Origin of the sequence: Bradyrhizobium sp. 179 (assembly GCF_023073535.1) — a bacterium.
Classification (GTDB): Bacteria; Pseudomonadota; Alphaproteobacteria; order Rhizobiales; family Xanthobacteraceae; genus Bradyrhizobium.
In genome coordinates this window covers 178,119-194,495 of the sequence record NZ_JADPJR010000116.1, presented here as the reverse complement: position 1 = coordinate 194,495, position 16,377 = coordinate 178,119, and the positions used below count along the sequence as shown (strand labels likewise).

Genomic DNA, 16,377 nt, shown 5'->3' with positions numbered 1-16,377 from the left:
AACCTATCCTCCCCCTCCAGGGGAGTATGGGAGGAGGTTCACGTCTCTGCCGCCGTCTCACTTCGACACGGCCGATCCGCCGCGAATGGCGAGAGCATCAGCTCCTCACGCCGCCTTCTGCCCGCTACCAGCAGCATCGAGCCCGGCGTAAACCCCGCGCTCGAAGCCCGCGAACGCCTCCAAACACTTCGCGTCGGCGAACGGCAACAGCTGCATCAGGATCACGCCGGTGACGTCGCGCGAAGGGTCGATCCAGTAATAGGTGTTGGCGAGGCCCGCCCAGGCCAGGCTACCTGCGCTGCGCCCTTCAGCGGTCTTGGCGGTGTTGATCATGAAGCTGAGACCCCACTTCTTGATTTGCTCAGGGTAGAGATCGACGTCATTGGTGTACATCGGCGCCGCCGTGGTCATCTTGCCCATGGCAAGATCGCCGATGTGGTTCTGTCCCATCGTCGCGACCGTCTCCGCCTTCAGCACCTGGTTGCCGTTGCCGCGGCCCTTGTTGAGAATCATCTGGGTGAATTTGATATAATCGCCGGCGGTCGAATAGAGGCCGCCGCCACCCATGTGGAATTCCGGCTCCTGTTCGAGCTCGAATGGGATCGATGCGAGCTGGCCGTCCTCGCCGCGCGCATGCATGCCGACCAGGCGCTTGCGCATGCTATCGGTGATCTTGAAAGCGGTGTCGCTCATGCCGAGCGGCGCGAACATATTATCGCGCAAATAGGCATCGAGCCGCTTGCCGCTGACGGCCTCCACCGCCTTGCCGACGAAATCGATATTGGTGCCGTATTCCCAGCGCGTGCCGGGATCGGTCATGATCGGCGTCTTCAGCGCCGCGTTCTGGCAGGTGGTAATGGCGGGAATGCCGGTCTTGTCCAGATAGACGGCGAGATCGCCGTTCCACATGTTGTAGCAGAAGCCGGCGGTGTGGGTCATGAGCTGGCGCAGCGTGATCGGCCCCTTGGCCGGCCGCAACTTCGGCTCGCCCTTGGCGTCGAAACCTTCGAGCACTTGCGGCTCGGCAAGATCGGGCAGCACTTCACCGATCGGCGCATCCAGCGACAGCTTGCCCTGTTCGACGAGTTGCATCGCGCCGGCGGTCGTCACCGCCTTCGTCATCGATGCGATCCAGAACACGCTGTCCGCAGTCATCGCATCGGGCTTCGACAGGTCGCGCTTGCCGAACGCACCCTGATACAGCACGTCGTTGCCGCTGGCGGCGATGGCGACGACGCCGGGAATCTCCTTGGCGTCGCTCTTCTGACGCAGAACTTCGTCGATCTGGGCTTGGCTTTGCATGCGGGTTTCCTCCGGTTTGATTATTGTTGGAAGTGATCGATTGTCCTCCCGGAGGTCGCGTGCAGCAAGCATCTCGGCTGCCGCGGCGGTCGCGATGTCGTGACTTGACGGCCCGCGACCAGCGCAGCACGAGAGCGGCTGAACGGTGACGCAATCTGCGGTGGACGACCGCACCTCGCGCTCACCTTGGATGGCTTGAGGCAATATGTTTCGTGAGTTTTCGAACGCTTGAAACATTTCGTGAGCTGTCGCGTTCAGAACCCGGCCCGATCGATGGACCGATTAAGACTTGATGCAAATGTTGCCGACCGGCGAGGGGGACCTCAGATGATTTCGACCTGGAGTGAATGGAAGCGCTATCCCCGTCCCGGGCGGGGCGAGAATCTGGAGGCGCCTATTTCGCCAGGGATCTACGAAGTCCGCATCGCCGGTACCGGCGCGCTGTATTCCTTCGGCGCGGTCGACAACCTGGCGCAAGCGCTCGCACTGCTGCCGGTCGGTTCAAAATCCTGGTTCGGTCGCCGCGACACCTCTCATGTCCCCGAGCTTGAATACCGCACCTGTGCGACATCCTCGAAGGCGGACGCCAAGGCAGCAGCCGAGCGCATGATCGGCCGCCGCGAGACTTACCTGAGCGGCGCGGCCTAGCTAGTGCGGTGATCGCGATGCCTTACCTCTCCCCGCTGGAGAGAGGTAAGGGACCTGCGGCTCTCAGTTTAACTCCCAGCAGATGTGCGTTGCGGGGCGGTGCATTGCGCGCCGTCTGCCCCTATATTCCGGGCCAATCCGATCGCGCCCTGAGGAGTAACGCCATGACCCCGACCGCCGCCGCCCGCGCCCCGCAAGCCTCGTCCAATCTGCGCGACCGGTTGAAGGACCCGTCGCTGCTGAAGGAAGCCTGCTACATCGATGGCGTCTGGGTCGGCTCGCCGGTTTTCGCCGTCAACAATCCCGCCACCGGCGTCGAGCTTGCAAAAGTCCCGCAACTTGGCGCGGACGATACCACCAAGGCGGTCGAAGCCGCCGAGCGCGCGTTCCCGGCCTGGGCCAAGCTCACCGCCAAGCAGCGCTCCAACATCTTGCGCAAATGGTTCGAGCTGATCGTCGCCAACCGGGAGGACCTTGCGCTGATCCTCACCTCCGAGCAGGGCAAGCCGCTCGCCGAGGCGCTCGGCGAGGTCGACATCGGCGGCGCCTATGTCGAGTTCTTCGCGGAGGAAGCTCGCCGCGTCTATGGCGAGACCATTCCGACGCAGCGGAGCGATGCGCGGCTGCTCGCGATCAAGCAGCCGATCGGCGTCTGCGGCGCGATCACGCCGTGGAATTTCCCGAACTCGATGATTACGCGAAAGGTCTCGCCGGCGCTCGCAGCCGGCTGCACCGTGGTGCTGAAGCCCGCGAACGAAACGCCGCTGTCGGCGCTGGCGCTCGCGGCGCTTGCCGAGAAGGCTGGTGTGCCCAAAGGCGTGTTCAACATCATCACGGGCGACGCGCCGCCGATCGGCAAGGTGCTGTGCGAGCATCCGGCGGTGCGCTTCGTCGGTTTCACCGGCTCGACCGCCGTCGGCAAGATTCTCTACCAGCAGGCCTCCGTCGGCGTGAAGCGGCTCGGCCTCGAGCTGGGCGGCAACGCGCCGTTCGTGGTGTTCGACGATGCCGACATCGACGCCGCAGTCGAAGGCGCCATCGTGTCGAAATACCGCAACATGGGCCAGACCTGCGTCTGCGCCAACCGACTCTATGCCCAGGACGGGATCTACGACGAGTTCGTGCAGAAACTGTCGAAGAAGGTCGCGGCGATGAAGATCGGCGACGGGACCGAGAGCGGCGTCACGCAGGGTCCGCTGATCAACATGAAGGCGGTCGACAAGGTCGAGCGTCACATCGCCGACGCCGTCAAGCGCGGCGCCAAGGTCGTCACCGGCGGCAAGCGCAGCGATCTCGGACGCTCGTTCTTCGAGCCGACGGTGCTTGCCGACGTCAAGCCGGACTCGCTGGTGTCGCAGGAGGAAACCTTCGGTCCGCTCGCGCCCGTCATCCGCTTCAAGGACGAAGCGGATGTCATCGCGATGTGCAACGCCTCGCCGTTCGGCCTCGCCTCTTACTTTTACTCCCGCGATCTCGGCCGCGTCTGGCGCGTCGCCGAAGCGCTGGAATCAGGCATGGTCGGCGTCAACACCGGCCTCATCACCACGGAAGTCGCACCCTTCGGCGGCGTCAAGGAGAGCGGCCTCGGGCGCGAAGGCTCACATCACGGCATGGACGAATATGTCGAGATCAAATACGTGATGATGGCGGGGGTGTAGGCCGCCGCCGGTGTTGTCTTGAATATGAAGCAGGCGAGCGCCACGCCAGAGAGGCAGCCTCGCCCCTCAAAGTCGTTGCGAAATCGCTCCGCGGAGGCAGTCTGGATTTGCTTCGTCGCAAGAGCTCCTCGCAATGGCGGAGCGAGGTGCAAGAGCAGAGGCTAAATCTTCAGCTCTTTCCCAGTCACGCGGCGATACGCCTCAAGATAGCGCTTGCTGGTCGCCTCCACCACGCTCGCCGGCAGCGGGGGCGGGGGGGCGTCGCCGTTCCAGCGGCCGGCGCGGCGCTCAACGTCGAGATAGTCGCGCAAGGGTTGCTTGTCGAAGCTCGCCTGCGGCTGGCCGGGCTTGTAGGTATCGACCGCCCAGAAGCGCGAGGAATCCGGCGTCATGACTTCGTCGATCAGGATGATGCGGCCGTCCTTGTCGCGGCCGAACTCGAACTTGGTGTCGGCGATGATGATGCCCTGCTCGCGGGCCAGCTCCTCGCCAAGCGTGTAGATCGCGCGCGTCATGCCCTCCAGCGTGTAGGCAACCTCGTCGCCGACCACGGCGCGCATCTTCGCGATGGTGATGTTCTCGTCATGGCCGCTCTCGGCCTTGGTTGCCGGGCTGAAGATGGCAGGCTCCAGCTTCTCGCTCTCGACGAGCCCTGCCTTCAGCTTCTCGCCGGCCAGCGTGCCGCTCGTGGCATATTCCTTCCACGCCGAGCCCGAGAGATAACCGCGGATCACGCATTCGATCGGGAACACGGTGGTGCGCTTGCACAGCATGGCGCGACCGAGAATCTCGGCGCGGTGGGGCATCAAGGCCGGCACGGCCGAGATGATCGCGTCGGTGTCGGCGCTGATCATGTGATGCGGCACCACGCCTTCCAATTCGTTGAACCAGAACGCGCTGATTTGAGTCAGCACCGCGCCCTTCATCGGGATGGTCTCGGCCATCACAACGTCGAAGGCGCTGATGCGGTCGGTCGTGACGAGCAGCAGACGGTCGTCGTCGACGGCGTAGATGTCGCGCACCTTGCCGCGTCCGATCTTGGAGAGCGGCAGGTCGCTGGAGAGCATGTTGGTCATCGGCACAGCCTTCGCACAAGGAATCCGGCCGCGGCTGACAGCGCGGCCGAAAACCGGGATAGCCTATTCCGGCAGCGGAATGAACTCATGTTCCTGCGGAACTGCGGCGAAGCGGCCGGTTTTCCAGTCCTGCTTGGCCTGCTCGATCCGCTCCTTGCTGGAGGAGACGAAATTCCACCAGATGTGGCGCGGGCCCTCCAGTGCATCGCCGCCGAGAAACATCATCCGCGTGGCCTTCAGTGCCTTCACCGTGATGCGGTCGCCGGGGCGGAAGATCAAGAGCCGCGGCCCCTCGTAGCGCTCGTTCGCGATCTCGATCTCGCCGTCCACCACGTAGATCGCGCGTTCCTCGTGATCGGGATCGAGCGGCACGCTCGCGCCCGCTACCGCCGTGACCTCGGTGTAGAACCAGGGCGACACCATCGTAACAGGCGAGGCGATGCCGAACGAGGAGCCCGCGATCACCCGCGCGGTGAAGTCGCGCTCGGACACCATCGGCAGGTCGCCGGCGGCATAGTGCTGAAATGACGGCGCGATCTCTTCAGATCCGGCCGGCAGTGCGATCCAGCTTTGCAGGCCGAGCATCTTCTGACCCGCGGCGCGCTGCGCGTCGGGCGTGCGCTCGGAATGGGCGATGCCGCGCCCTGCGGTCATGAGGTTCATCGCGCCGGGCGCGATCTCCTGGACATTGCCTTCGCTGTCGCGATGCATGATCGCGCCGTCGAACAGATAGGTGACGGTGGCAAGCCCGATGTGCGGATGCGGCCGCACGTCCATGCCCTTGCCGGAGACGAACTGCACCGGGCCAAAATGATCGAAGAAGATGAAGGGCCCGACCATCTGCCGCTTGCCATGCGGCAATGCGCGCCGCACCACGAATCCGTCGCCGAGATCGCGCGTGCGCGGCACGATGACGAGATCGAGCGCATCGCAGGACATGGGATCGCCGAGCACGGGATCATTGGAGGGTTGCCAGCTCATGGATGGACTCCTTTTTGTCTTTATTCGGCGCGATCGTAGCACGATTTCGCATCGCCGTCGCGTCAGAGCCTGCTGCCATGCCCCGCGAAGGCGGGGCATCCAGTGCGCTGCAGCCTTTCGGTTGAATCGCAACCGTCTCGGAGTACTGGATCGGCCGGTCCCGTCTCCGCAACGCTGCGCCGGGCCCACAGCAATGCTCGGCCGGCGAAGCTTGAGCGAAGACGGCAAGCCGGACGAGCTGGAGCGCGAGAAGAACGTCATCGTGCAGGCCTGGCATCTGCCGCTGATCGCATTGTCGACGGGCAACATCGTGGTGTTTTGGCTGTTCACGCGCGCGCTGTTCGACGACGAGTTTCGCCTGCGCTGGTGGCACGGATTGATCTGGGGACTGGTGACCGCGTTCAGCCTCGTCAACTGTCTCTGGATCGCGCGGAGCGGAAACGTCCGGCCTGCTGTGACCATCGTCAATCTGATCGTGCTCGGTTTCATTGCGCTCGCGGTGGTGCAGACGATCAAGTCGTGGTCGGCCGATCTGGTCGAGCGTCGTCGCCGCGTTCGCGTCTTCATCGTCTGCGCGGCCGCGCTCTGTGGCGGGGTGAACGCGCTGCTCCAGATTGGCGTGGCCGGCACCGAGATTGGCGATATCGCCAAGATGATCAATGCGGGCGTGCTCGCCTGCATCGTTGCGGCCATCGCCTGTGCGATGATGCGCGTCGATGGCGCCGACCTGTTTCCGATTGCCGCTGAAACAGCGCGGCCTATTGTTTTGAGCCAACCCCCAGCGGCAGAGGACGCCGCCGACCAGAAGCTCACCGACGCCCTGATGCGGCTAATGGCGGACGAGCGGATCTATCGCCAGGAGAACATCACTATCGGCGCGCTGGCGAACCGGCTGAAGTTTCCCGAATACCGGCTGCGCCGGCTGATCAACCAGCGGCTCGGCTACCGCAACTTCAATGTGTTCCTGAATAATCACCGGATCGAGGGTGCCAAGGCCGCGCTCGCCGATCCCGCCCAGGCCGAGGTCCCCGTCATCACCATCGCCATGGATGCCGGCTTCCAGTCACTCGGTCCCTTCAACCGCGCCTTCAAGGCGGTGACCGGCATGACCCCGACGGAATATCGGCGGCTCAAGGCCAGCCCGGCGTGATGGGCTCTTCGCTTCTCCCCGCAAGCAGCGCGAGGGGACTGAGCGCCGTTGCCGCGGCATTCCCTATAGTTCTGAAATAGCTCACTTATTTCAAAATCGGCCAGGCCATGCGCAATTCCGGCGAGGCCGTTTTCCAAATCCGGCGAGCAGTCCTCCCACGCCTCCTGCTTCGTCTCCGGCACACGCCCCAAAGCCGGAGACAGCCCGTGACCCGTCGCCGCAAGATCGTCCTCCTCACCGCCATCGCCTGTGCCGGCCTCGCGCTCGGTGTCGCGCGCGCCGGCGACGTGCCGAAGGTTGCCACCGGCTTTGTCGCCGGCATCCTGTGTTCGGAGACCTTCGTCTCCGGTCTCGATCCGCGGCGCACCTTCACCGAAACCAACGATGCGATGCCCGGGACCGGCCTGATCAGCTGGGCGATGGACTACCGGATCGATCGCGTGCGCAAGGACGTTACGGTGACACTGTTTGGCTCGGCCGCAGCCATGCCGTCTATCGCGAGCGGCTCGGCTGCACGCTCGCGCATGGCGAGCCGCTTGCCGAAGTCATACCGCCGCCGGACGACAGGCAGCCCGCGCTGCTTTCAGAGATCGCCGGCCCCGCGATCGTGCCGCCGCAAAGTCCCGAGCTTGCTGCCGCGCTCGACCGCGCCTTTGCCGAGCCGGTGCAGCCGCCCTATCGCCGCACCCGCGCAGTCGTCGTGGTGAAGGCGGGCCGCGTCATCGCCGAGCGTTACGCCGACGGTATCGGACCGGAGACGCCGCTGCTCGGCTTCTCCATGACCAAATCGGTGATATCGGCGCTCACGGGCGTACTGGTGCGCCAGGGCAAGCTGAAGCTCGACGTGCCTGCGCCGGTCGTCGCCTGGAACGATCCGGATGATCCGCGCCATGCCATCAGCGTCGATCAATTGCTGCGCCACACCGCAGGGCTCGCGCTCGGCAGTTCGTTGCAGATCTCGCTCGGCTCCGCGTTCGAGCCGGTCAACCGCATGAAGTTCGTCGAAGCCGACATGGCGGCCTATGCCGCCAGCATGCCGCTGGCAACCACGCCGGGCGCGGCGTGGAATTATCACGACGGCAACACCATCATGCTCTCGCATCTGATCCGCAATGCGGCCGGTGGAACTCCCGCAGATGCACTGCGCTTCGCGCGCCGCGAATTGTTCGCCCCGCTCGGCATGCGCCATGTCACGCTCCAGCTCGACGGTGCCGGCACGATCGAGGGCTCGAGCGAGATGCTGGCATCGGCGCGGGATTGGGCGCACTTCGGCCAGCTCTATCTCAATGACGGCATCGCCGGCGGCAAGCGCATCCTGCCCGAGGGCTGGGTGAGCTATTCGTCCTCGCCCACGCCGAAGGCCTGGGTCGGCATCGGCGCCGGCTTCTGGACCAACCTGGGCGACAGTTTTGGCGCGAAGTTTCGCATCGCGCGCGGCTGGCCGCGCGATGCCTTCTTCGCCAAGGGTACGATGGGACAGTACACCATCGTGATCCCCTCGGAGCGGCTGGTGATCGTGCGGCTGGGACGTTCGCCGAACTGGCCGCCTGAAGCGGACGGCGTGTTCGATCTCGTGCGCGACGTCGTGGAAGCAACGCGCGAGAAGGGGAAGGTAACCGGGATGAATTGATGAAAGCAGAGCGAAGTGCCGCCTTTTCTTCCTTCTCCCCTTGTGGGAGAAGGTGGCGCGAAGCGCCGGATGAGGGGTCTGCATCGGCGAGTTCAACTGCTGAAGAGTTTGCGGAAGCAGACCCCTCACCCGTCTCGCCGCTATCGCGGCGAGCCACCCTCTCCCGTAAGGGAAGTAGGGTGCAGCGTTCGTGTGCGAGAGCTTACGACCTTCCCAGCTCCGTGGCCTTCGCCACGCGGTCGAACCGCTCCAGCGTCATGATCGCATCCGCAAACTTCTGCGCCCGCGCGTTCAGCACGGGCCGCGCCAGCGTCAAAAACTTCTGCTGCATCGCCTGCGTGTCCGGAAACGAATTCGGTTCGCCCGACGGGTCGGCATAGAGCCGCTCATGCACGCCATCGTCCGTCGTGATGCTGACGCGGGCGCCGAACGGATGGGTGCGGCCGATTTCGAGCCGGTCGTCCTGCACGACGTCGAACTTGTCGGCGAGCGCGTCGATGGCGGCATCGCCCAGGCGGCTGTAATCGTCCCAACCAAATGAGCCCTGGTCCAGCGCGAGCGCGCCGGTGAAGAACATCGAGAACTGACCGCCGACGATCGAGGTCGGATGCCGCTTGGTTGCGGCATCGCCGGTCAGCGTGATGCCGTTGCGATGCAGGCCGATCTCGACGCGCTTGACCTGGTCCGGCGTCAGATTGTGCTCGCGCCGCATCGCGATCAGCGCGTCGATCGCGGCATGGGTGTAGCGGCAGCTCGGATAGGGTTTGACGCCGATCTTCATGGTCTCGTAGCTCTTGCCGAGCGCGGCGACCGCCTTGTCCGGATGCGCGTCGTCAGTGTAGCCGGCGAGCAGGCCGTGCTTGCCCTCGACCGATTCCGTCGCGCCGACGAAATCGTTGCGCGCCAGTGTCGCGGCGATAACCCCGTTCATTGCGGCAGCGCCGACCTGGTAGCGCTTGTTCCAGGCGCCGTTGACCAGGAATTGCAGCGATCCGGCGGCCTGGCTGCCGGAGACGCCGAAGGCGGCGATGATCTGTTGCTCGGAGAGGCCGAACAGTTTTGCGGCGGCCGCGGCCGCACCATAGGTGCCGGCGGTCGCAGTCGGATGAAAGCCGCGCGCATAATGCGAGGTCGGATCGAGCGCATTGCCGAGCCGGCAGCAGACCTCATAGCCCGCGACGATCGCCGTCAGCACGTCGCGGCCCGACGCGCCAACCATCTCGCCGACCGCGAAGGCGGCCGGCACCACCGGAGCGCTCGGATGCAGCGAGGAATCGGCGTGGGTGTCGTCGAAATCGAGCGAATGTCCTAACGCGCCGTTGAGCAGGGCCGCCACCGCCGGCGTCCAGGTCTTGCTGTCGCCGAATACGGTGGCCTCGCCCTTGGTGTCGAGCGCGAGGGCTTCTAGCGTCTTCAGCATCGACGGGGTCGATTCCGCCTCGCTGCGGGCGCGGATGGCGCTGCCGAGGAAGTCCAGCGTCAGCACTTTGGCGCGATCCAGCACCTCCGCCGGAATATCCTGGTATTTCAGATTGAAGATATAGGCGGCGAGCGTTGCGGTTTCGTGGGCCATCGTGTTTCCTCGTTTTGGCCGGCAAGTTAGGCGGGCTGATTTCGCCTTTCAAGCGGCCATGCGGGGGCGGGCATCAGCCATGCTTTTGCCTGGCTCAAGAGGATTGGACCGGGACGTTGACGATGACACGCGCAAGAGAGCTGTTCGACCGGATCCGGTCACGACGGACGCAATTGGGGCTGGCGATCCGGGTCACCGTGGCGGCGGTCGCGGCCTATGCCATCGCCACCGCGCTGCATCTGCTCTTGCCGCTCTGGGCAGTGCTAACCTCACTGATCGTGACGCAGATGAGCGTCGGCCGCTCGCTGAAGGCGACGCGCGACTACATGCTCGGTACCATCGGCGGCGCCATCTATGGCGGCGCCATCGCGATCCTGATCCCGTACTCCAGCGAAGCGGGCCTGTTGGGGCTTCTGGTGCTCTCGGTCGCCCCGCTCGCCTTCATCGCCGCGATCAATCCGAGCCTCAGCGCCGCGACGGTCACGGCCGTGATCGTGCTTCTGGTTCCGACCATGCATCACTCCGATCCCATGACCTCGGCGATCGATCGCGTCAGCGAGGTCGCGGTCGGCGCCATCACGGGGCTGCTCGTTTCGTTCCTGGTGCTGCCGTCGCGCGCGGTGCGGCAGATCCGCGCCAGCGCAGCAAAACTGCTCGAGCTGATCGCCGATGCCTTTACCGAGCTGCTCGCGGGCCTCACGCGCGGGCGCGACAACGATGCCCTGCACCGGATCCAGGACGGCATCGGCGCTGCCATGGTCAGCCTCAACGCCATTGGCGCCGAAGCCGAGCGCGAGCGCGCCGCGCGTCTGTCGAGCGGGCCGGACACCGGTCCCTTGCTGCGAACCATCCTGCGGTTACGGCATGACGTCGTGATGATCGGCCGCGCCACCGTGGTGCCGCTGCCGGCCGAAGTGCAGATGCGGCTCGCCGCCCCGCTGATGGAGGTCTCGACGGTGATCGCGCGTTTCCTGCGCTCGGCCGCCGCCGCCTTGCGCGAGGGCGCCGGTGCGCCGCCGATCCATCCCGTCCACGTCGCGCTCCAGCACTACGCGGAGGCCGTCGCCGCCGTTCGCCACGACGGCCTGATCCGCGGCCAGCCCAGCGATACCGCCGAGCGCTTCTTCGCGCTCGGGTTCTCGCTGGAGCAGATGCACCAGAACCTTTGCGATCTCGACCGCGTTGTCGGCGAATGGTCGGAGGCTGCGGCCGACAAGCCGGCGCGGTTGGCGGAATGAGTTAGGGTATGTCCTCGTAGCGTGGGCCTCCGGCAGCAAAAGCGAATACGTTCAGCTACGAACCATGCTTGCAGGACAGGAAGAAAAAGGAAGGAGAGAGCATGTTAGGGAACGCAAAGGTAGCAACCCGGCTTCCGGCCAAAGACCTAAACCGCGCGCGGGCGTTCTACTCCGAGAAACTCGGGCTCGAGCCGGTTGAAGAGCGTGTGGGCGGGCTGCGCTATGTCTGCGCGGGAGGCGAGTTTGCGATATTCATCTCAGCCGGAATGCAATCCGGCACACACACACAGATGGGCTGGGAAGTCGAGAACATCGAGGCAACGGTACGCGAGCTTCGCACGCGCGGGGTCGAATTCGAGGAGTACGATCTGCCCGGCCTGAAGACGGTTGATGGGATCGCGGAGATTGCCGGGAATTATCCCAGCAAAGGAATAGGAGAGCGGGGTGCGTGGTTTCGCGACAGCGAAGGTAACCTCCTGGGTATCGGTCAGCCGACGTGAACTCGACGGACGATTGCATCGCATAACGACGCGCTCAAGTCTTTCCAACAAGCGACGTCGTGACATCTCGTGCGCAGCGTACAAATGCGCTGACGGCCGGGCTGAGCGTCCGGCCTTTCAAGACCACGATTTCCGCCGAAATTCGCGGCCCCGTGTCTTTCATCGGCAAAATTCTCAGGGCAGCTCGATGTGCACTTAGTGCCGCGACGGATTTCGGAAGAATTCCAACAAAGTCACCGCTGGCGATTAGCGACACCGTCAGCTGAATGGCTATCGTCATCACCAGCGGCTTCGGCGGTGCAAGCCCATTCGCCTGAAAGACCGCTGCGACGAGCGCGCCCGGCGCGCTGTCATAGGAGGGCAGAACCCAATTCGATGTCATGATGTCCTTGAGGGTCGTCCGCCGGTTTTGCGCGAATCCGCTGTTTGCGCCCACGACAAAGACAAAAGGCTCTTCGAAAAGAGCCTCGGAATGGAAGCCTTCCCGCACTCCTGTCGCCCTCGTAATCAGCAGATCTATCCTACGCTCGCGCAACTGTTGGATCTGATGCTCTCCGGGATTTGCGAGGTTCACCTCCAATTGCACGCCGGGATATTGCTTCGAAAATCTCCGGACGATCGGCGGCACCAGGCTGTTCAGGATGATGTCGGTGCACCCCAATCTGACCTGGCCGATAGTCGGATCGGATAGATATTCCAGGGAACGGAGACCCTGCTGCATCTCATCGAATATATTGATGCCGCATCGAAGCAGAACTTCGCCATGCGGTGTCAGCTCGGTCCCTTGCGATCCGCGGTCCAGCAATCGGACGCCGAGGGTACCTTCGAGATCCGATACCGTCTTTGAGATCGCCGGGTGCGAGATCCCGAGTTTGGCCGCTGCTTTTGCCATGCTGCCGCTGTCGGCGATCGCCATCAAGATGCGGAGGTCACGCAATTTGATCAGGCTGGCGACGCGGTCGGGCCGGTGGTGCATGCGAGGCAAGGCCTTAACCGAGAGGTTACAGGGATGTCGTGAGATTTAGCCTACCAGATAAGGGGCTCATCGACCAGAGTGGGCGGGTACACGACACGAGGTCGACGGAGGTCCCGATGACGACGCGACGGACGGCCATATCGCTGGCCTGCGGTAGTGCTCTTGCTTCGGTGTTTGCGGGCTTACCGTTTTCAGCGCGGGCGCAAACCAGCCACAATGTGGCACGTTTGCTGGTCGGATTTGGCGCGGGCGGCGCCATCGACGTGATCGCGCGTATGCTTGCCGGCGGAATGAAGGATTATCCAGCTTCATTCATCGTCGACAATCGCAACGGCGCGGGCGGTCGTGTCGCGCTTGGCGCTCTCAAGACCGGTCCGGCCGACGGCACGTCGATGATCCTGACACCGGCGTCCGCCATCACAGTATTTCCCCATGTCTACAAGAAGCTCTCCTACGACGCCTTCAAGGACTTCGCTCCGGTCAGTACGGTTTGCTCATTTCCCTTCTTGATCACCGCAGGACCATTGGTGCCCTCCGACGTGAGGTCGCTTGCGGATTTCGTCCGGTGGTGCAGGACCAATCCGAATTTGGCGACTTATGGCACGGCTGCAGCGGGTTCGATGCTGCATTTTACCGGCGTGAGCCTGGCCAAGGCAGGCGATTTTCAATTTGTGCATCTGCCTTATGCCGGACCAGCCGGTATTCAGGACCTCATAGGAGGCCGCATTGCCGCGACGATCTATCCTATCGGTACGGCGTTGCCGCACGTGCAATCCGGCGCTATTCGGGCGCTAGCCACAACGGGGCTTCAGCGATCACCCCTGCTTCCCGATCTGCCGACGGTTCGGGAAGCCGGATATCCTGGTCTGGAAGCGACCGAATGGTTCGGCGTATTTGTCCCGGCGAGCACTCCGCCCGAGACCGTGAGCCGCCTCAACGGCGCTATCCGCATGGCAGTCAATACTGAGGCGTTTCGGACGGGCCTGGCTAAACTCGCCGTCGATGCGATGGCCCTCACGCCGGAGGATTTTGCGCAGCTGATCAGGTTGGATTTCGAGCGCTGGGGACCCATTGTCCAGACTTCCGGGTTTTCACCGGAGGATTGAAGCTCATGACCACGCCGCCGGACTTGCCCGCCAATCGCATCGCGAGGCACCGAACGCCGGACCAGATATTAGGTCCATACTTCCCGCTTGGACGCCGTCATGTCGAACGCTGCGACCTGACCGCAATCGAAGGAGCGAACGGGATCGCGCAAGGGGAAATCATCGAAGTGGCCGGCCGCATCCTCAATCGCGAGGGTGAGCCTGTCTCCGGCGCGAGCGTGACGATCTGGCAAGCCAACACCTTTGGCCGCTATACCCATCCTGACGACACCAACCCAGCCCCGCTGGATCCGAATTTCGTCGGCAATGCCGACGTTCGGTCGGGCGCGGATGGAAGCTATCGCATCAAGACAGTGAAACCGGGTGCCTATCCCGCAGGTCCGGACTGGAAGCGTCCGCCGCACATTCATTTTGAAGTTCACGGGCAATTTGAACGGCTCATCACTCAAATGTATTTCCCCGACGAGCTCTTGAACGCGAGTGACCGGCTGCTCAATGCCGCACTCCGTCCTGATCTGCTGATCGCGTCCGTTTCTTCGCAGGATCAAAGTCGTCATCGCGTGTTCAGGTTCGATATCGTGCTTTCGCGAGGGTAAACCCTTATCCCCTCATCGAGCCGGCTCCACGATGCATCCCATCATGCTGCGCGCCACGAGCTTGTGGAATGGCTTGATGAGGGTGAGATAGGTCCGGCCGAATCGATTGTGCGTCTGCACCAGTGTGGTCAATGTTACGTGCCGGCTTGCGGCATCGCCGCTGACGTCGACGACGATGCGGAAGTTCAAGTGAGAATCGTCAAAGCCCGCGATCAGCCGCTCCGGTGTTTCGCTCCGCACTGGAAACAGGCCGATCATCCCGCCCGGCGCCGGAGCGCCTTCGCCCGATGTTTTCAGCCCGAACGGCGTCACCAGGATGTTGCGCAGGCGAATCAGCACACCGATCCAGCGCGGCCCGTGCAGCACCATCCGGATGCAGGCCTCACGGGCATTCACGGTCGCAGCGCCGATCTCGACGCGAAACGCGTCGACGAACTGCGCGCCTGACAGCAGCGTGCCGGCATCGACATTGGGGGTGACTTCGCGGACTGTCCCGATCATCCCGCCAATCTGCGCGTCAGCGTGCGGAAGCGCAAGATCAGGAGACCGGCATAGACGAAGGTCCCGACCGAGAACCCGATCCAGACGCCGACTGCGCCAAGGGCGGCGTTGAAAGCCAGCAGCCAGGCGATCGGGAAGGCGACGCACCAATAGCCGATCACCGCGAACAGCAGCGTCATCCGGGTGTCGTTGATGCCGCGCAGCGCGCCGCCCATGATGGTCTGGAGGCCGTCGGCGATGAAGAAGGTCGCGCCGACCACCAGCAGTGTCGCCGTCAGCTCGACGGTTGCCGCGCTTGTCTCGCTGCTGCCGAAGAACAGCCGTCCGAGCTGGTAGCGGCCGAGGATGATGGCGACCGTCAGCGCGGAGATCAGGACGATTCCGAGCACGGCCGCGACCAGCCCTGCGCGGTTCACCGCGAGCGGGTCGTGGCGACCGAAGGCGTGGCCGACCCGCACGGTGGCGGCCATGCCGATGCCGAGCGGCACCATGAACAGCACGGCGGTGACCTGGAGCGCGATCTGATGCGCGGCGAGCGCGGTGGTCGAGATCAGTCCCATCAGCAGCGCCGCCGAGGAGAACAGGCCGTATTCCATCAGCAGCGCGAACGAGATCGGCGCGCCGATCGCGATGAGCTGGCGCATCAAGGGCCAGTCGATCCGCCACAGTCGGGCGAGCGGGTGATAGTCTGCGAACGGTTTTCGCCATGCGGCAATGGCGAGCGCGGCGAGGAAGGTGCCGAGATTGACCAGCGTGGTCGCAAGCCCCGCGCCGAACAGCCCGAGCTTTGGCAGGCCGAACAGACCGTGGATCAGGACGTAGACCAGCGCGGCATTGGCGGGAATCGCGGCGAGCGTGATCCACAGCGGCGCCTGCGGCCGGTTCACCGCGCTCATCATGCTGCGCAGCGCGATGAAGCCGAGCGCCGGCGCAATGCCCCAGGCCAATCCGTTGAGGTAGCGCTGCGCCAGCGCGGCCGAATCCGGCGCTTGCCCGAGCGCGAGCAGGATGTGCTCGCCATAAAGCGGCGAGGCCATCATCGGCAGCGAGATCAGCAGCGCGACCCACAGCCCAACGCGCAAGGAGCGGCGTATCAGCCTGACGTCGCCGGCGCCAAACGCCTGCGCGGCGAGCGGCGACACCGCCGACATCAATCCGAGCCCGAAGGTGAAGCTGACGAAATAGACCGTATGCGCCAGCGCCGCCGCGGCCACCGCGTCCTCGCCGAGCCGGCCGATCATCGCCAGATCGGTCGTGATCATCGCGATCTGCCCGAGCTGGGTCAGCATCAGCGGAACAGCCAACCGCAACGTCTCGGCGAATTCCACGGCGAGATGATTTGACGGCACGCCGGCTTGCGGCTGCGAATGATGGACGGTGTCGAGCATGGCCGTCCTTAGCACAGCCACACGTCGAAAACATGGCCTGCGTTTTTCCCCTCT

General features: G+C 64.1%; 14 protein-coding genes and 1 pseudogene. 8 read left to right on the top strand and 7 right to left on the bottom strand.

The genetic code is table 11. The features are described 5' to 3' along the window. Nucleotides 1–105: 105 nt before the first annotated feature. Nucleotides 106–1,302: a serine hydrolase domain-containing protein gene (locus tag IVB12_RS27650; protein WP_247303814.1), complete on the bottom strand. Its 1,197-nt coding sequence runs from the start codon at nucleotides 1,300–1,302 to the stop codon at nucleotides 106–108. A gap of 327 nt (nucleotides 1,303–1,629) precedes the next feature. Between IVB12_RS27650 and IVB12_RS27645 the strand changes: the two genes are divergently transcribed. After that, nucleotides 1,630–1,950, top strand: a complete 321-nt coding sequence (locus IVB12_RS27645; RefSeq protein ID WP_247303812.1) for a hypothetical protein — start codon at nucleotides 1,630–1,632, stop codon at nucleotides 1,948–1,950. Between the two features lie 164 nt (nucleotides 1,951–2,114). Next, nucleotides 2,115–3,608, top strand: coding sequence for an NAD-dependent succinate-semialdehyde dehydrogenase (locus IVB12_RS27640; protein WP_247303810.1), 1,494 nt, complete (start codon nucleotides 2,115–2,117; stop codon nucleotides 3,606–3,608). A gap of 161 nt (nucleotides 3,609–3,769) precedes the next feature. Here the strand turns inward: IVB12_RS27640 and IVB12_RS27635 are convergent, their stop codons facing one another. Together IVB12_RS27635 and IVB12_RS27630 are read right to left on the bottom strand one after the other, a co-directional pair. Continuing rightward, nucleotides 3,770–4,684, bottom strand: a complete 915-nt coding sequence (locus tag IVB12_RS27635; protein WP_247303808.1) for a phosphoribosylaminoimidazolesuccinocarboxamide synthase — start codon at nucleotides 4,682–4,684, stop codon at nucleotides 3,770–3,772. Between the two features lie 63 nt (nucleotides 4,685–4,747). Then, nucleotides 4,748–5,665, bottom strand: coding sequence for a pirin family protein (locus IVB12_RS27630; protein ID WP_247303806.1), 918 nt, complete (start codon nucleotides 5,663–5,665; stop codon nucleotides 4,748–4,750). Nucleotides 5,666–5,876: 211 nt separating this feature from the next. On the opposite strand from IVB12_RS27630, the gene IVB12_RS27625 reads away from it, so the two are divergent. Further along, nucleotides 5,877–6,815, top strand: a complete 939-nt coding sequence (locus IVB12_RS27625) for a helix-turn-helix domain-containing protein (protein WP_247303805.1) — start codon at nucleotides 5,877–5,879, stop codon at nucleotides 6,813–6,815. A gap of 206 nt (nucleotides 6,816–7,021) precedes the next feature. Then, nucleotides 7,022–8,445, top strand: a pseudogene (locus IVB12_RS27620) (serine hydrolase). Nucleotides 8,446–8,647: 202 nt separating this feature from the next. Here IVB12_RS27620 and IVB12_RS27615 read toward each other — a convergent pair. After that, nucleotides 8,648–10,018 carry an MmgE/PrpD family protein gene (locus tag IVB12_RS27615; protein ID WP_247303803.1) on the bottom strand — a complete coding sequence of 457 codons (1,371 nt, stop codon included), beginning with the start codon at nucleotides 10,016–10,018 and terminating at the stop codon, nucleotides 8,648–8,650. Nucleotides 10,019–10,140: 122 nt separating this feature from the next. Between IVB12_RS27615 and IVB12_RS27610 the strand changes: the two genes are divergently transcribed. Continuing rightward, entirely contained in the window at nucleotides 10,141–11,256 is a 1,116-nt protein-coding gene (locus IVB12_RS27610; protein ID WP_247303801.1) for an FUSC family protein, read from the top strand. Between the two features lie 101 nt (nucleotides 11,257–11,357). Then, on the top strand, nucleotides 11,358–11,756 hold the full coding sequence (locus IVB12_RS27605) for a VOC family protein (protein WP_247303799.1): 399 nt from the start codon (nucleotides 11,358–11,360) through the stop codon (nucleotides 11,754–11,756). Nucleotides 11,757–11,790: 34 nt separating this feature from the next. Here IVB12_RS27605 and IVB12_RS27600 read toward each other — a convergent pair whose 3' ends face one another. Continuing rightward, complete coding sequence (locus IVB12_RS27600) at nucleotides 11,791–12,732, bottom strand: LysR family transcriptional regulator (protein WP_247303797.1); 942 nt, start codon at nucleotides 12,730–12,732, stop codon at nucleotides 11,791–11,793. Nucleotides 12,733–12,848: 116 nt separating this feature from the next. On the opposite strand from IVB12_RS27600, the gene IVB12_RS27595 reads away from it, so the two are divergent. Both IVB12_RS27595 and IVB12_RS27590 read left to right on the top strand, forming a co-directional pair. Further along, nucleotides 12,849–13,838: a tripartite tricarboxylate transporter substrate-binding protein gene (locus IVB12_RS27595; RefSeq protein ID WP_247303794.1), complete on the top strand. Its 990-nt coding sequence runs from the start codon at nucleotides 12,849–12,851 to the stop codon at nucleotides 13,836–13,838. Between the two features lie 5 nt (nucleotides 13,839–13,843). Continuing rightward, on the top strand, nucleotides 13,844–14,434 hold the full coding sequence (locus IVB12_RS27590; protein WP_247303792.1) for a protocatechuate 3,4-dioxygenase: 591 nt from the start codon (nucleotides 13,844–13,846) through the stop codon (nucleotides 14,432–14,434). 12 nt (nucleotides 14,435–14,446) lie between these two features. Here the strand turns inward: IVB12_RS27590 and IVB12_RS27585 are convergent, their stop codons facing one another. Next, nucleotides 14,447–14,935: a DUF2867 domain-containing protein gene (locus IVB12_RS27585; protein WP_247303790.1), complete on the bottom strand. Its 489-nt coding sequence runs from the start codon at nucleotides 14,933–14,935 to the stop codon at nucleotides 14,447–14,449. Beyond that, the gene (locus tag IVB12_RS27580; RefSeq protein ID WP_247303787.1) at nucleotides 14,932–16,323 is read right to left on the bottom strand and encodes an MATE family efflux transporter; all 1,392 of its coding nucleotides are present in this window, start codon (nucleotides 16,321–16,323) and stop codon (nucleotides 14,932–14,934) included. Before IVB12_RS27580 ends, IVB12_RS27585 begins: the two co-directional genes overlap by 4 nt. Nucleotides 16,324–16,377 lie beyond the last annotated feature (54 nt).

Bases quoted from the DNA above. Each gene is read 5' to 3' on its own strand.
- IVB12_RS27650 (WP_247303814.1), bottom strand. From the start codon at position 1,302: ATGCAAAGCCAAGCCCAGATCGACGAAGTTCTGCGTCAGAAGAGCGAC.
- IVB12_RS27645 (WP_247303812.1), top strand. From the start codon at position 1,630: ATGATTTCGACCTGGAGTGAATGGAAGCGCTATCCCCGTCCCGGGCGG.
- IVB12_RS27640 (WP_247303810.1), top strand. From the start codon at position 2,115: ATGACCCCGACCGCCGCCGCCCGCGCCCCGCAAGCCTCGTCCAATCTG.
- IVB12_RS27635 (WP_247303808.1), bottom strand. From the start codon at position 4,684: ATGACCAACATGCTCTCCAGCGACCTGCCGCTCTCCAAGATCGGACGC.
- IVB12_RS27630 (WP_247303806.1), bottom strand. From the start codon at position 5,665: ATGAGCTGGCAACCCTCCAATGATCCCGTGCTCGGCGATCCCATGTCC.
- IVB12_RS27615 (WP_247303803.1), bottom strand. From the start codon at position 10,018: ATGGCCCACGAAACCGCAACGCTCGCCGCCTATATCTTCAATCTGAAA.
- IVB12_RS27610 (WP_247303801.1), top strand. From the start codon at position 10,141: ATGACACGCGCAAGAGAGCTGTTCGACCGGATCCGGTCACGACGGACG.
- IVB12_RS27605 (WP_247303799.1), top strand. From the start codon at position 11,358: ATGTTAGGGAACGCAAAGGTAGCAACCCGGCTTCCGGCCAAAGACCTA.
- IVB12_RS27600 (WP_247303797.1), bottom strand. From the start codon at position 12,732: ATGCACCACCGGCCCGACCGCGTCGCCAGCCTGATCAAATTGCGTGAC.
- IVB12_RS27595 (WP_247303794.1), top strand. From the start codon at position 12,849: ATGACGACGCGACGGACGGCCATATCGCTGGCCTGCGGTAGTGCTCTT.
- IVB12_RS27590 (WP_247303792.1), top strand. From the start codon at position 13,844: ATGACCACGCCGCCGGACTTGCCCGCCAATCGCATCGCGAGGCACCGA.
- IVB12_RS27585 (WP_247303790.1), bottom strand. From the start codon at position 14,935: ATGATCGGGACAGTCCGCGAAGTCACCCCCAATGTCGATGCCGGCACG.
- IVB12_RS27580 (WP_247303787.1), bottom strand. From the start codon at position 16,323: ATGCTCGACACCGTCCATCATTCGCAGCCGCAAGCCGGCGTGCCGTCA.